This window comes from Algoriphagus sanaruensis (assembly GCF_001593605.1).
Lineage (GTDB): Bacteria > Bacteroidota > Bacteroidia > Cytophagales > Cyclobacteriaceae > Algoriphagus > Algoriphagus sanaruensis.
This window is the reverse complement of record NZ_CP012836.1, coordinates 339160-354343: the sequence shown is the minus strand read 5'-3', so window position 1 is coordinate 354343 and position 15184 is coordinate 339160. Positions and strand designations below refer to the sequence as shown.

Annotated in this window: 12 protein-coding genes; 10 read left to right on the top strand and 2 right to left on the bottom strand. The window is 41.5% G+C overall.

Translation table 11 applies throughout. The annotated features are described in order from the left end of the window. On the bottom strand, nt 1–1029 hold the full coding sequence (locus AO498_RS01675) for a rod shape-determining protein (RefSeq protein WP_067542855.1): 1029 nt from the start codon (nt 1027–1029) through the stop codon (nt 1–3). Nucleotides 1030–1346: 317 nt separating this feature from the next. Here AO498_RS01675 and AO498_RS01665 point away from each other — a divergent pair, with 317 nt between their 5' ends. The 6 genes from AO498_RS01665 to AO498_RS01635 all read left to right on the top strand — a co-directional run bounded on the left by AO498_RS01665 (nt 1347) and on the right by AO498_RS01635 (nt 9513). Further along, on the top strand, nt 1347–1820 hold the full coding sequence (locus AO498_RS01665) for a ribosome maturation factor RimP (RefSeq protein ID WP_067542849.1): 474 nt from the start codon (nt 1347–1349) through the stop codon (nt 1818–1820). A gap of 5 nt (nt 1821–1825) precedes the next feature. Beyond that, entirely contained in the window at nt 1826–3070 is a 1245-nt protein-coding gene (gene nusA / locus AO498_RS01660; protein ID WP_067542846.1) for a transcription termination factor NusA, read from the top strand. A gap of 62 nt (nt 3071–3132) precedes the next feature. Then, nucleotides 3133–6000: a translation initiation factor IF-2 gene (gene infB, locus AO498_RS01655; protein WP_067542843.1), complete on the top strand. Its 2868-nt coding sequence runs from the start codon at nt 3133–3135 to the stop codon at nt 5998–6000. Between the two features lie 369 nt (nt 6001–6369). Next, a complete protein-coding gene (locus AO498_RS01645) occupies nt 6370–6915 on the top strand; it encodes a hypothetical protein (RefSeq protein WP_067542837.1) in 546 nt (181 codons plus the stop codon). 123 nt (nt 6916–7038) lie between these two features. Beyond that, a complete protein-coding gene (locus AO498_RS01640) occupies nt 7039–7977 on the top strand; it encodes a transporter (RefSeq protein ID WP_067542834.1) in 939 nt (312 codons plus the stop codon). A 6-nt stretch (nt 7978–7983) separates the two neighbouring features. Beyond that, nucleotides 7984–9513 (top strand): vanadium-dependent haloperoxidase, encoded by a 1530-nt coding sequence (locus AO498_RS01635; protein ID WP_067542830.1) that lies wholly within the window; start codon nt 7984–7986, stop codon nt 9511–9513. A 67-nt stretch (nt 9514–9580) separates the two neighbouring features. Here the strand turns inward: AO498_RS01635 and AO498_RS01630 are convergent, their stop codons facing one another. Beyond that, the gene (locus AO498_RS01630; protein ID WP_067542827.1) at nt 9581–11212 is read right to left on the bottom strand and encodes a carbon starvation CstA family protein; all 1632 of its coding nucleotides are present in this window, start codon (nt 11210–11212) and stop codon (nt 9581–9583) included. A 231-nt stretch (nt 11213–11443) separates the two neighbouring features. Here AO498_RS01630 and accD point away from each other — a divergent pair, with 231 nt between their 5' ends. The 4 genes from accD to AO498_RS01610 all read left to right on the top strand — a co-directional run bounded on the left by accD (nt 11444) and on the right by AO498_RS01610 (nt 15184). Next, nucleotides 11444–12286 carry an acetyl-CoA carboxylase, carboxyltransferase subunit beta gene (accD, locus tag AO498_RS01625; protein WP_067542824.1) on the top strand — a complete coding sequence of 281 codons (843 nt, stop codon included), beginning with the start codon at nt 11444–11446 and terminating at the stop codon, nt 12284–12286. 135 nt (nt 12287–12421) lie between these two features. Continuing rightward, the gene (nqrF, locus tag AO498_RS01620) at nt 12422–13726 is read left to right on the top strand and encodes an NADH:ubiquinone reductase (Na(+)-transporting) subunit F (RefSeq protein WP_067542821.1); all 1305 of its coding nucleotides are present in this window, start codon (nt 12422–12424) and stop codon (nt 13724–13726) included. A gap of 79 nt (nt 13727–13805) precedes the next feature. Then, nucleotides 13806–14957 carry a formimidoylglutamase gene (locus AO498_RS01615; RefSeq protein ID WP_067542818.1) on the top strand — a complete coding sequence of 384 codons (1152 nt, stop codon included), beginning with the start codon at nt 13806–13808 and terminating at the stop codon, nt 14955–14957. Next, on the top strand, nt 14957–15184 hold the full coding sequence (locus AO498_RS01610) for a cytochrome b5 domain-containing protein (protein WP_067542815.1): 228 nt from the start codon (nt 14957–14959) through the stop codon (nt 15182–15184). Before AO498_RS01615 ends, AO498_RS01610 begins: the two co-directional genes overlap by 1 nt.

The following is a 15184-nucleotide window of genomic DNA, read 5'->3' as shown; positions in this document are numbered from 1 at the left end:
TCAGGTCATCAATACGGTTCTGAAGTTTTGGATATTTTTAAGGGCTGTTCCAGTTCCCCTGACCACAGCTCTTAATGGATCCTCAGCAATGTGGATCGGTAATTTGGTCTTTTGGTGTAAACGCTTATCCAGTCCTTTCAATAATGCACCACCGCCGGTTAGGTGAATTCCATTATCATAGATGTCAGCAGAAAGTTCTGGTGGGGCAATTTCTAGGGCCTTCAATACCGCTTCTTCGATTTTGGATACAGATTTATCGAGTGCAAAAGCAATTTCGGAGTATGAAACTTTAATCACCTTTGGAATACCTGTCATAAGGTCACGACCACGGATTTCATAATCCTCTGGAGCTTCATCCAATTCAGTTAATGCAGATCCGATCGCGATTTTTACTTTTTCTGCAGATCGTTCACCTATGAGAAGGTTGTGCTGTCTTCTCATGTAGTCAAGGATATCTTTGGTGAAAGTATCACCAGCCACTCGAATCGACTGATCCGCTACAATTCCAGACAAAGCAATCAAGGCAATTTCTGTGGTACCACCACCGATATCTACGATCATTGAGCCCATTGGCTTTTCAATATCAATCCCAATACCAATCGCCGCAGCAATCGGTTCGTAGATCATATAGACTTCTTTGGCACCAGCATGTTCTGCAGAGTCACGAACAGCTCTCTTTTCAACTTCCGTGATTCCAGAAGGAATACAAATCACCATTCGGTGAGATTGGGGAAACATTCCTTTTTTCTGACCGGGGATCATTTTGATCAAACCTCGGATCATTTGCTCTGCTGCGTAGAAGTCTGCAATTACTCCGTCTTTTAGAGGGCGGATAGTTTTGATGTTTTCATGCGTTTTTTCGTGCATGTTCATCGCTTCTCTTCCTACAGCCAAAACTCGATTGTTGGTTTTGTCAATTGCTATGATAGAAGGTTCATCAACCACAATTTTGTCTTTGTGAATGATCAGGGTATTTGCAGTACCCAAGTCAATGGCTATATCACTAGAGAAAAAATCGAATAATCCCATGGTTTACTTGTCTGAATGGCTTGTGTTGGAGTTAGGAGTTTAAGATAGTACCTCTGTACTGTTTCTTAACGCGGGAGGGCAAAATTATTATCTTAAATCGATAAAACTGAGGTATTCCCCAATTTTTTGTTCAAGGGTCAAAAAGTATTTTCCCAATTGAGATCGTTATCCTTTCCCGATATCCAAATTAGATTTCAGCGTATTGAAAATGATATCGTTATTCAGATTTTGCAAATCGAGATTCTTTGTATTAGTTTTGTGGCGTATTCGAAAGTTTCTGGAGGGGACAAAAGTCCCCTCTTTCATTATAGCTACCTATGAGCGGATTGACTAAGCAAATAGAAAATTTGGTTTTAAATCATCTTCCAGATGAATCCTTTTTCATTGTAGATATCCAAACAGAGGAAAAAGCTGGAAAAATTAAATTGGTAATCTTAATCGATTCCGATGAAGGAATTACCATCGAAGCTTGCGCAAAAGTGAGTCGAGCAATTTCAGAAGAATTAGAAACGAGCGACTTGTTCCCTCAAGCTTTTATTCTTGAAGTTTCTTCACCTGGATTAGATTTTCCTTTAGGCTCGCCCCGACAGTACAAAAAAAATATTGGCAGGGATCTAAAAATCCTTCTTCAAAGCGGCTCGGAGATTTCGGGAAAGCTTCTTGAGGTGGATGAAAATCAAATCAAACTGGCAGTTCGAAAAAAAGAAAAGGGCAAAAAGGCCATCGAAGAAGAAATGACCTTTGCCTTAAATGAAATTAAAAAATCAACCGTACAAGTATCTTTTAAATAACTCCAATGGATGCCAAAATCTTAATAGAATCCTTTGCAGAATTTGCAAGGTCTAAAAATGTGGATCGACCTACCATGATCCGTATTCTGGAAGATGTATTCAGAGCGATGATCCGTAAAAAATTTGAAACGGACGAAAACTTTGACGTAACCATCAATGCAGACAAGGGTGATCTGGAGATTTTCAGGATCAGGGAGATTGTAGATGATAATTCCGAGGATATCTGGGATTTCGATAAAATCAGTCTTACAGATGCTCAAAAAATTGAGCCTGATTTTGAAATCGGAGAAGAAGTGTATGAAAAAATTGAATTGGAAGACTTCGGAAGAAGAGCCGTGCAAATGGCTCGTCAGACGCTAATTCAAAAAATTAAGGATCTTGAAAAAGATATCCTTTACAATAAATACGAGGAGCAAATTGGCGAAATCATCTCTGCTGAAGTTTACCAAATTTTGGGTAGAGAGATTTTGTTAATAGACGGCGAAGGAAATGAGCTGATCCTTCCTAAAGGCGAGCAAATTCCTAAAGACAGATTCCGCAAAGGAGATACTGTCAAAGCAATTGTTCACCGTGTAGATATGCTCAATGGCAATCCGAAGGTAATCCTTTCTCGTACGTCGCCGGTTTTCCTTGAGCGATTGTTTGAAAATGAAGTTCCTGAAGTTTATGATGGATTGATAACCATCGTAAAAATCGTGAGAGAACCAGGAGAAAGAGCGAAAGTAGCCGTGGAATCCTATGATGACCGAATTGATCCAGTAGGAGCTTGCGTCGGAATGAAAGGATCTCGTATCCATGCTGTCGTGCGTGAACTTCAGAATGAAAATATTGATGTGATCAATTACACAGACAACCTAGAGCTTTATGTTTCAAGAGCATTGAGTCCAGCCAAGGTGTCTTCTATTTCTGTGAATGCCGACACGAAAAGAATCTCTGTTTTCCTAAAGCCTGACCAAGTATCTCTTGCGATAGGTAAAGGTGGATACAATATCAAACTTGCCAGCAAACTGGTAGGCTATGAGATTGATGTATTCAGAGAGTTAAACGAATACGAGGAAGAAGATGTGGATCTAAATGAATTCTCTGATGAAATTGATCAGTGGATCATTGATGAGCTCAAAAAGACAGGCTTAGATACTGCGAAAAGTGTTTTGGCTTTGACAAAAGAAGACCTTACTCGTCGTACTGAGCTAGAAGAGGAGACAATCGAAGAGATATTCCGAATTCTAAGACAAGAATTTGAACAATAATACCGGGTTTCAACCCAAAGAATACCTAATTTTACTTAAGATTTCGAAAGAGGTTTTTGCTTATGTCAGAAGAAAAAATGATGCGATTAGGCCAGATTGCCCGAAAACTCAACGTGGGGACATCAACCATTGTGGAGTCTTTGGCCAAGCGTGGCTTTGAGGTAGAGAACAATCCCAATTCCAAAATCACTATGGAGCAAGTGGCTATGTTGGAAAAGGAGTTCAAATCCTCTGCGCTGGAAAAAGAAGAGGCTTCCCACCTTTCTATTGGGAAGCGTCATGAGCCTATATCGCTAGAACCGGAAGCTCCAAAGCAGGAAAAAGCACCTGAACCTGCTCCTGTTGCTGCTCCTGTTCAACGGGAAGAGCCAGTACAAGTTGCACCAGCTCCAAAGGTGCAGGCAGAAGAGCCCGAAAAAATTACTCCTGACGCTCCAAAATTGGAGGGCATTAAGATCCTTGGGAAAATCGATTTGGAGAAAAAGGCCCCGGCGCCTGCTCCAACTCCAACTCCTGCTCCGAAAGCAAAAGAGGAGCGTGCTCCTGAAAGACCTCAGGCGCCTCAACTTCCGAGACAAGAGCAACCTAAGCCTATTCAGCAACAAACACCTGCTCAACCAAAGCCTCAGGCCCCTCAGCCTCCGAGACAAGAACAACCAAAGCCGGTTCAGCAACAAACGCCAGCTCCAAAGCCTGTCGCTCCAGTATCAGCTCCTGTGGTTCCCACTCCTGCTCCTAAGGAAGATGAGGTGATCGCCGCAAAAGCAGATTCGCTTAAAGGTTTGACAGTACTCGGGAAAATCGAATTGCCAGTAGAGAAGCCTAAGAAAAAAGGTGGACCTGTGGCTTCCTCTGATGAAAAAGGACGGGATAAAAAGCGTCCAAGAAAAAGAATTGATAAACCAGGAGGGGCTCCTGCTGGTCAGCAAAATAGACCTCAGGATAACCGAGGTGGTCAAAATAGACCGAATCAAGGAAAAGGAAACCAAAAAGGAGGTAATAATCAGCAACAGCAACAACGCGTGCAAAAAGCTGAACCTACCCAAAAGGAAATCCAAGATCAAATCAAACAGACTCTTGCTCGCCTTCAAGGCAATAAGCCTGGCGGAGGTAAGACGAAATCACGTAGAGACAAGCGTGCTGAGCGTGATCGTGAGGTCGAAATGGAAGGTGAGGATAGCAAAGTATTGAAAGTAACCGAATTTATTTCGGCCAACGATCTCGCTTCTCTCATGGATGTTTCAGTGAATCAGGTGATTTCTACCTGTATGTCTCTTGGAATGTTCGTTTCCATAAACCAACGTCTGGATGCCGAAGCAATCACCATTATTGGGGACGAGTTTGGCTATGATGTAGAATTTATCCAATCCATCGAAGATGAGAGGGTAGAAGAAGTAGAGGATACCGAAGAAGAGCTCGAAGAAAGAGCACCGATTGTGACGATCATGGGACACGTTGACCATGGTAAGACCTCGTTGCTTGATTACATCCGAATGTCAAAAGTAACCGCAGCAGAAGCTGGGGGTATTACTCAGCACATCGGAGCGTATGATGTAATGACGAAAACCGGTCATAAAATTGCCTTCTTGGATACTCCTGGTCACGAAGCATTCACCGCGATGCGTGCTCGTGGTGCGAAAATCACAGACGTGGCAATTATTGTAATTGCAGCGGATGATAGCATCATGCCTCAGACCAAAGAAGCGATTAATCACGCTCAAGTGGCCGGTGTACCGATGATTTTTGCAATCAATAAGGTAGATAAGCCTAACGCGAGACCTGAAAAGATTAAGGAAGAATTAGCCAATATGAATCTCCTTGTAGAAGATTGGGGTGGTAAATACCAGTCTCAAGACATCTCTGCAAAAACAGGTCAAGGAGTTGATGAATTATTGGAAAAAGTCCTTTTGGAAGCTGAAATCCTAGAATTGAAGGCTAATCCGAATAAGAATGCTGTAGGTACTGTAATTGAAGCTTCCCTTGATAAAGGACGAGGCTATGTGGCTACCATCATGATTCAAGCTGGTACCCTTCGAATTGGAGATGTCATGGTAGCTGGACAACACTATGGCCGTGTCAAAGCAATGTTTGATCACAAAGGCAAAAAATTAAAGGAGGCAGGTCCTTCTACGCCAGTGCAGATGTTGGGTCTAAGTGGAGCTCCTCAAGCAGGTGACACCATTAAGGTTTACGATACAGAAAGAGAAGCTAGAGAAATCGCCAACTCAAGAGAGCAGATTCAGCGTGAACAAAGTTTGCGTACCAAGAAGCATATCACCTTGGATGAAATCGGTCGTCGTTTGGCAATCGGAAGCTTCAAAGAACTTAATATCATCATTAAAGGTGACGTGGACGGCTCGGTGGAAGCCCTGTCCGATTCATTACTCAAACTTTCCAAGGATGAGGTGAAAGTGAGCATCATTCATAAAGGTGTAGGGCAAATTTCTGAATCTGACGTATTGTTAGCTTCTGCCTCAGATGCCATTATTATTGGTTTCCAAGTTCGTCCTTCTTCCAATGCCAAGAAGCTTGCTGAGCAGGAAGAAATTGAAATCAGACATTACTCAATCATCTATGACGCGATCAACCAAATCAAGGATGCAATCGAGGGGATGCTTGAGCCAGAATATGAAGAAGTCATTACCGGTAATATTATCGTCCGTGAGGTATTTAAAATCTCGAAAGTCGGAACCGTTGCAGGTTCTTACGTGACCGATGGTTTCATTACCAGAAAGAATAAGATTCGCATCATTCGAGATGGTATTGTAATTCACGAAGGTGAAATCGATCAATTGAAGCGATTCAAAGACGATGTATCGGAGGTAAAAGCGGGTTATGAATGCGGTATTTCGATCAAGAACTTCAATAATATCCAAATCGACGATACTATTGAAGGATATGAAATGCGAGAAATTAAGCGCAAAAAATAAGTAAGGCTTTGATTTAATAAATAGGAAGGAACGGTGATAATCGTTCCTTCTTTGATTTTAGGATGGTGGAAGCAGTTAGCGTCATGTTAGAGTTGCTGATTGGGCTTTGCTTAATCAGTATTTTCCTCGGTTTAATAAAACCGGTGATCGTATTATGGTTTCTGGATCGATTTAATCGCCTGAAAGTATTAAAAGTATATGGGGGATTTCTACTCGCCTTGATCTTAATCCGGTTTTTTTGGATGTATGTCTTTAGGTAAGCTTAGGCTTCATTCAAGTGGTTAATTCAATTCAAAAGAAATAATTTCGATCCATCATTTTTATTTTTGAGTCAATTCCAGCAACTTGATGATCTAATTCTTTTAAATCTTGAGAAGAGCAGTAGCCATATTTCTTTTAGGTTGTTTTGCCATATTTCATTTTGGCTATTATGCTTTTTACCTCAGTGTTCATCTTTCCTTAGAAAAAGATTGGGGTGATAAAATTTACAGCGATCAAATTGGAAGTTTGGAGGAGCGAATGATGGGAATTCCCTTGGCAGCTCCTTATATGTCTAACCAAGACGAGTTTCAGGCGACAAATACTCGATTTGAAAAAGATGGGAAGTACTTTCGTGCCATCAAGCAACGCTACCAAAATGATACCTTACAAATCATTTATGTGGCGGATACTGCTCGAAAAAGTCTTGAAAATTCAGTCTCCATCTGGATTTCCTCCTTGGTTGATGATGAATTGCCACAGGATAATCAAGGAAAGAGCTTTCTAAAATTATTTGCTAAAGATTATTTGGATGCTGAGGTATTGGCATTTGATGCCTATCCTCAGCTAAGCCATAAAGTACAGATTGGGTTTATTTTTTCACCTTACATGAGTCCGTATTTCACGATTGATTCCCCTCCTCCACAGGCCTCCTAAATTTTATGAGACTCTTCTCCATTCCTAGGAGAATCTGAGAGTCATTTCTTTATCCTGTATCAGGGAGGTTTGTTGTTGTTCCTCCCTGATAGAGGTTTTTCCATTTTACACTATCAATTAGCTATGAAGAATTTCTACCTGAAATTCCTCAAGGGACTTGTTATGTTCTTTGTGGGAGTTCAAATCTATACCTATGCCCAATCTCCTACTGATGAGTTGATGATGCCTCAAAAGGAGATTTGCTTTCTGGTAAACTATGAATACGGTCAGTTTGACCAATATTGGGAAGGAGATTTCCTTCGGAAAAACGGTACTATCGCCACTGTACAAAGACGTACGGCGATGGGAATGGCAGCTTATGGTCTCTCTCTAAAACTCAATGTTTATTTGGGAATTCCTTGGGTTAGTACCAATTCTACTCTTCCCAATGGAGGGAAATTTGCGGGGACATCAGGTCTTCAAGACCTTTCCTTGGGAATTAAATACCAATTAATCGAAAAAACGCATGGTAAAGGACAACTTACTGGATTTGCCTCCCTTAATTTTTCGACTCCCATTTCCAATTACCTCTCAGACTATCAGCCTTATGCTTTGGGGCTAGGGACACCACAATTGGCATGGAGAGGATTGGCTCATTACAAAATGTCTAAAGGAATATACCTGCGAGGAGTAGTAGGTTATATCTGGAAAGGGTACACGAAAGCTGAAAGAGAATACTATTATAATAATGGAAGCTACTATACACCTTGGATGGATGTTCCAAACTCATGGAATTTTCATGCTGCCCTTGGTAAATGGTTTTTCCAAAATTCACTCCGAGTTGAACTTACCCATCAGGTACAGAAATCCACTTTTGGAGATGATATTCGAGCATATAACGCTCCTCAGCCAACGAATCGCGTTGATTTTACACAAGTCGGTGCTTTTGCGCATTATTACTCCAGACAGATTAAAGGGCTTGGACTTTTGGCTTACGTCAATCAAGTGACCACTGGGAAAAATGCTCCCAAAATGACATCAATAGGAGTAGGGGTGACCTATCAATTTCAACTTTTAAACTAATAATCGATGAGAAAATATAGCCTTATTTATATGCTAGCTTTTGGGATGATGGCATGCTCGAGAGACCTACCAACAGAATTAGAATTTGAAAGCTATGTCTTTGACCAAGTAGATGAAAATGGGGGAAATTGGAAGCCAATTCTTATTCCATCAGGTTCATCGATAGAGATTCCGATTCCATCCTCCATTAATTCGACAGCTTACCAAGAAGAACTTGTTCAGGTCAAAAGTGCTATTCAATCTATGAGTTCCCGCCAAAGGGAAAGTCTTAAAAAATGGACCAATAATCCAGTGGTACGCTGGAATGAGGTGGCGCTGGAATTAATCGCCAAGTATAATTTGATTCCCGGACCTAACCCTGATGGCACTTATCCATCTCCTGATCCTTCTAATCCTCAAGGTCCCCCTGCATTTCCCTTTGCTCATCCGCCTTATGCAAGTAGAGCTTTGGCCTATCTTTCTGTTGCTCAATATGATGGATTGATTTCTGCATGGCATTACAAATTCTTGTACAATCGACCGGCTGCGTATCGGGTAGACCCTTCTATTTCATCAGCATATCCATCTCAGGATGTACCGTCTTACCCATCAGAAGGGGCAGTGATTGCTACTTCCTCCCGTAAAATTTTGACTGCCATGTTTCCTTTGGAAGCGGCCTATTTAGAAAAATTGGAGCAAGAACATCTTGAAAGCTTACTTCTTTCGGGTGCATTTGTAGAAAGTGATCTGGAGGCTGGAATTCAAATTGGAAATGTAGTCGCAACCCTTGCCTTGGACCGAGCTTCAACTGATGGGATGAAGCATGCACAGACTACCAAGGCTGTTTCAGATTCAATAGCAAATGCTGCATTCGAGCGATTTGGTTGGAAATGGGAAAATCTTGAGTCTCCTCAACGACCTGTTGGACTCACTCCACTCTTTGGGAAAGTTAAACTCTGGAACATCCCGAATGTGGAGGCTAACAGACCAGGATTACCTCCTGCTCCTGGTTCCCCGGAATATGAAGCCGATGTGAAGCGCTTGAAGGACTTTGCAAAGAATCGAACAGTCGAGCAACGACGAATTGCTAATTTTTGGCAAGACGGGTTGGGAACCTACACTCCCCCGGGCCATTGGAATGATTTTGCAAATCGTTTTATTGTGAAATACCGACTCAGTACTCTGAGATCAGCCCGAACTCTGGCTTACCTAAATATGGCAATCATGGATGCGGGAATCTCCTGCTGGGATGCTAAATATTATTACCATTATCCGAGGCCTATTCAGACTATTGATGGGTTTGAAACCATCGCCGGTACTCCTAATTTTCCAAGCTATACCTCTGGACATTCGGTTTTTTCAGCCGCTGCGGCAGAGGTCTTAGCCTATGTTTTCCCACAAGAAGCCACGAAAGTTAGGGCTTGGGCCGAAGAGGCGGCAATTTCTAGAGTGTATGGAGGAATTCATTGGACCTTTGATGCTACGGTCGGTACCCAGCAGGGGAAGAATGCAGCTAACTATACACTGGATCGAGCTAGAATGGATGGAGCAGATTGAATTCAATAAAAAAAGGAAGGCTATTTAAGAATCTAGCCTTCCTTTTTTTAATTAGAGGTCAATTCAATCAAGCTTTTGCAGGTTCCTTTGCCTCTGCTTTTAGGCTTTTGAATGCTAAGAAGATCAAAGAAATCGCCAAGACAAACAGAAGAGCAGCAATAAAGGCTAATACATACCCATTCTCTTGATAATTTTTCCAAGCAAAAAGGCCTAATGAAGCCAAGGTCACCGTGAACATGAAAAACATGGGGATGGTAACAAATGTGGCAGGGATATTTTTTTTGATCAGCCAAACTGCGATGGTAAGTAAGGCAAGTGCTGCCAACAACTGATTGGCGGAGCCAAAAATGGGCCAAAGGGTCGAAAATTCTCCGGAAAGTAGGAGAAGAACAGACAATACAACCACGACAAAAGTGGATAAATATCGATTGGTTGCAACAACTTTTGCTGCAGGCTGTGGCATATCTTCAAAATATTCCTGGAGGGTAAATCTAGCCAATCTGGTGCAGGTGTCTAAGGTCGTTAAGGCAAAAGCAGAAACAGTCAAGGCTACAAAGCCAATTGCAAAATTTTCAGAAATTCCCAAGGTCGCAATCATTCCGCCAATTCCAGTTGAGAAAAGCGAAACGGGTCCTTCGGTGCCGATACGCTCCAAATATTCAGTTTTGGATAAAACAACTACCGCCCCCACTGAGATGATGGCCAAAAAGGATTCAATCAACATTCCTCCAAACCCGACTACCTTGGCATCACTTTCTTGATCTAATTGCTTCGAAGTGGTTCCGGATGCTACTAAAGAATGAAAGCCAGAAATCGCCCCACATGCAATCGTCACAAATAGTACTGGAAAGACATACCCTAAACTTTCACTTGAGGCTTGAATTTGAGTGTCCATTTTTATTTCAGGATTAGCAATAATCACTCCAGCCACGGCAGCAATCATCATCCCATATAATAGATAGCTATTTAAATAATCTCTGGGTTGGAGCAGTAGTGAAACAGGGGTGACAGAGGCGATAAAGGCATATGCTAAAAGGACTAAAATCCACACTTTGTAATCAAGTGCAAATGGAATTTGAGTACCTAAATAGACGAAATAGTACATCAGAATTACTCCGACGATCGTCAAAAGGATGAATGGGACAGTCTTGTTGCCGATCCACCTATTCACAAAACCAAACCCAATAGCGAGTAAAATAAATAGAAGGGAGGCTGAAGCTACTCCAGGATTTGCCACAAATGTCTTTGCGATAATGTCTGAGAATACCCCGATGACTAGGATCAAAGTGGAAAAGCTAAAAATGACAAATAATTGCTTTCCTTTTGTGCCGATTTGATTACGGATTATCACCCCGATTGACTTTCCGTCGGATCTCAATGAGGCTGCCATACTTCCTAAATCATGGACTGCACCAAAGAAAATACCTCCTACTAGGATCCAAATAACAGCAGGAGTCCATCCAAAAGTTACCGCTATGATCGGACCTACAATTGGGCCAGCGCCTGCAATCGATGCGAAATGATGGCCTAAAACCACAATTGGTTTGCTAGGCTCATAATCTATTCCGTCTCGGTGTGTATGGGAAGGTGCAGGTCTTGAGTTATCTAACCCAAATTTTTTGTAGACAAAGTTTCCATAAAATCGGTAGGCCAAAAGCAGAATTATGGCAGAAATAAGGAGCAGTAGGGAGAGGCTCATGGTTATTGGGTCAAATTGGTCAGGAATCTATAACTCGATGGGTGATTGGATTCTTTTTCAAAATAATGTAAAAATGGACCGCTATGAAAACATATTTTATGAATGTGATTATTCCGGAAAGATTAAACAGTTGGGATGATTCCTTTGCTTGTCAAAAGCCAATAAAATTTTAATTACTGGAGATTAGGTCTAAATTTGCGTCCTTTGACTTGTCCAAACTTATCAACTCCTATGGCTTGGTTTAAACGAACAGACAAAGGCATCAAGACTTCAACTGCTGAAAAGAAAGATGCCCCCGACGGACTTTGGTTCAAAACCCCAAACGGAAATATTATTCATACCCGTGAGCTAAAAAGCAATGCTTATGTGTGTCCGGATGATGATTTTCATGTAAAAATTGGTTCTAAAGAATACTTTGAAATACTCTTTGACAACAACAAGTTTACCGAACTAGATGCTGGAATGACTTCAGGTGATCCGCTAAAATTTGTGGATACCAAGCCTTATTCAGTTCGAATTCAAGATTCGATCAAAAAATCCGAGCTCAAAGACGCCGTCCGAACAGCTCATGGAAAAATGAATGGATTGGATCTCGTTGTAGCTTGTATGGACTTTAGTTTCATAGGCGGATCTATGGGATCTGTTGTTGGAGAAAAGATTGCTCGAGCCATTGACCATTCCTTGAAGCACAAAATTCCATTTTTGATGATTTCAAAATCAGGGGGTGCCCGAATGATGGAAGCAGGCTTTTCGCTCATGCAAATGGCTAAGACATCAGCCAAGCTTGCTTTGTTGGATCAGGCTGCGATTCCTTACATTTCTCTTTTAACTGATCCTACCACGGGTGGCGTTACAGCTTCGTACGCCATGTTGGGTGATTTTAATATTGCCGAACCAGAAGCTTTGATTGGTTTTGCCGGGCCAAGAGTGATTCGAGAGACAATCGGAAAGGATTTACCAAAAGGATTCCAAAGTTCGGAATTTGTTTTGGAGCATGGTTTCCTTGATTTCATTATTGATCGAAGACAATTGAAGGCAAGATTGACCACTTTGCTAAACCTCTTGAACAATTAATGAGTTATCTCATCAAATTCCCCCTAATATCAAGTCAAATTTGAAATCATCTTTGGCCTGTTTTAGGGATTAATAAATATATTTGTGCACCCAAAAAAAGGGTTAATTCCTACGAAAAAGTAAAAATCAAATTTCATGGGTTCTGTAATTATCACGTCCATTGTAGCGTTCACGGTAATTATCCTGCTACTGGTACTTATCCTGCTTTTCGCCCAGTCTAAATTGGTCAATTCAGGTGATGTTAAGATTGTCATCAACGGTGACGAAAGTAATCCTATCGTGGCTTCCGCCGGATCGAGCTTGCTTTCCACTCTTGGCAATCAGAAAATTTTCCTTCCTTCCGCTTGCGGTGGAGGTGGTACTTGCGCGATGTGCAAGTGTGTAGTTGAAGAAGGTGGAGGAGATGTGTTGCCAACCGAAGTTGGTCACTTGAGCCGTGCAGAGCAGCAAGGTCAAGTAAGACTTGCTTGTCAGGTGAAAGTAAAGCAAGACATGAAAATCCGCGTACCAGAAGAAATTTTTGGTATCAAGAAGTGGGAATGTGAAGTTATTTCTAACTACAACGTTTCTACGTTTATTAAAGAATTCAAGGTTAAACTTCCAGAAGGAGAAACGCTTCATTTTGAAGCGGGAGGTTATATCCAGATTGATGTTCCAGCGATCACTGTGAATTTCAAAGACATGGATATCACTCCACATCCTGAGCTAGGTCACCCTGCGGATGTTTACAAGAGCGATTGGGATAAGTTTGGTCTTTGGAGCTTGGTGATGAAAAATGACGAGCCTTTGTTCCGTGCCTATTCTATGGCCAATCACCCTGCTGAAGGTAACATCATTATGTTGACGATTCGTATTGCTACTCCGCCATGGGATCGTGCTAATAACAGATGGATGGATGTCAATCCAGGAGTTTGTTCTTCCTATGTTTTCTCTAGAAAGCCAGGTGACAAGGTGACCATTTCAGGTCCTTATGGAGAATTCCACATCAATCCTACTCAGCGTGAGATGATCTATATCGGTGGTGGTGCTGGTATGGCTCCTTTGAGAGCACAGATCTTCCACCTGTTCCACACAGAAAAGACGAGCAGAAAAGTTTCTTACTGGTATGGAGGTAGATCTAAAAAAGAACTTTTCTATGTGCCTCATTTCAGAGATATTGAAAAAGACTTCACCAATTTCAACTTCCACATTGGCCTTTCTGAGCCACTTCCTGAGGATAATTGGAAAGTCAAGAAGTCTTTGGAAGATCGAGAAGCAGACGGATATGTTGGTTTCATTCACCAAGTCTTGTATGATAACTACCTCAAAAATCACCCAGAGCCAGATGAGGTAGAATATTACCTATGCGGTCCTCCTTTGATGAACGCAGCGGTACTCAAGATGCTTGATGACTTGGGTATTCCAAAAGAAAATATCAGATTTGACGACTTCGGTGGTTAATGAATAAAAAATCCCGCTTCGGCGGGATTTTTTAGTTTAGTCCGCTTTTTGATTATTTTCAAATTCATAAATCCACACAATGAATATCCAATCTTTCTTTGAGCCGGTTCCTGACGTATTACTCGAAAAAACCTACCCCGAGAATTCTTTTTTTAATCAGATCAACGTTTTTGGTAAGTCATTTCCAGATATTTCTAAAGCCCAAATTGCTTTGGTCGGAATTAAAGAGTGCCGGGGGGCACTTCATGCTGAAAGTATGGAGCGTGGTAGTTTGGAGATTAGAGAAAAGCTATACGAATTAAAACGAAGTGCTGCGGCTTATCGAATAGTTGATTTAGGCGATTTATTAGCAGGAGAAAGTCTAAATGATACCTATCAAAACATCCGACAAGTAGGAGAGTATTTGATGAAGCATCAAATCTTGCCTGTGTTTTTTGGAGGATCGCATGACCTTGATTACGGGCAGTACCTGTCCTATCAAAAAATGAAAAAATTGGTAACTCTGGTGACAGTAGATGCCAAAATTGATATGGAGGAGAAAGGAGCCGAAAGTGAGCGGCATACCCAAGAGATTGTCCTTCATCAACCCAATTTTCTTTTTTCCTACACTCACCTGGCTTTTCAGAGTTTTCTCACAGATCCAATGTTGATTCAAGTAATGGAAAAACTTTACTTTGATCAGGTTAGGTTAGGTCAAATTCGAGATCATTTCAAGGAAATTGAACCCCTCATTCGTGATGCTGATTTAATGAGTTTTGACTTGTGTGCGATTCAGTCTGCCGATGCACCGGGAGCTTCTGATGCTCAACCTTTTGGCCTGACGGGTGAAGAAGCTTGCCAAATCTGCTGGTTTGCAGGGACCAATGAAAAATTGAGTTCTTTTGGTTTGTTTGGGTATGATCCCTATTACGACAATGCTCATAATAAAACAGCCAAGCTCGCTGCAGTAATGATTTGGTACTTCATTGAAGGGTTTTACAGCAGAAAAGACAGCCTTTCGTTTAAAAGTGCAGATTACATCAAATACACAGTTTCCTTGGACTCAAAGCCTAACAACTTGGTTTTTTACAAAAGCAAACGAAGTGGAAAGTGGTGGATGGAAATTCCCCACAATGAAAAATTAAGATTTGATCGGGTGAGTACAGTTCCTTGCAGCTATGCAGATTATCAATTAGCACAAAAAGGTGAAATCCCTGAACGCTGGATCAATGCTCAGATTAAGTTGTATTGATGAAGCAGTTTACCAAGCAACAACTTGCCCTGCGAAATGGGCAAGATAAGCCCGAGATTTGGGTGGCTTTTCAAGGGGTGATTTATGATGTAAGTGAATCTCGCCTGTGGAAAAATGGCAAACACTATGAACATTGGGCGGGTCAAGATTTGACAGAAGAGCTAATTGATGCCCCTCATACAGAAAAAGTATTCTTAAAATTTAAGCCTATCGGGCTCTTGGTTTAA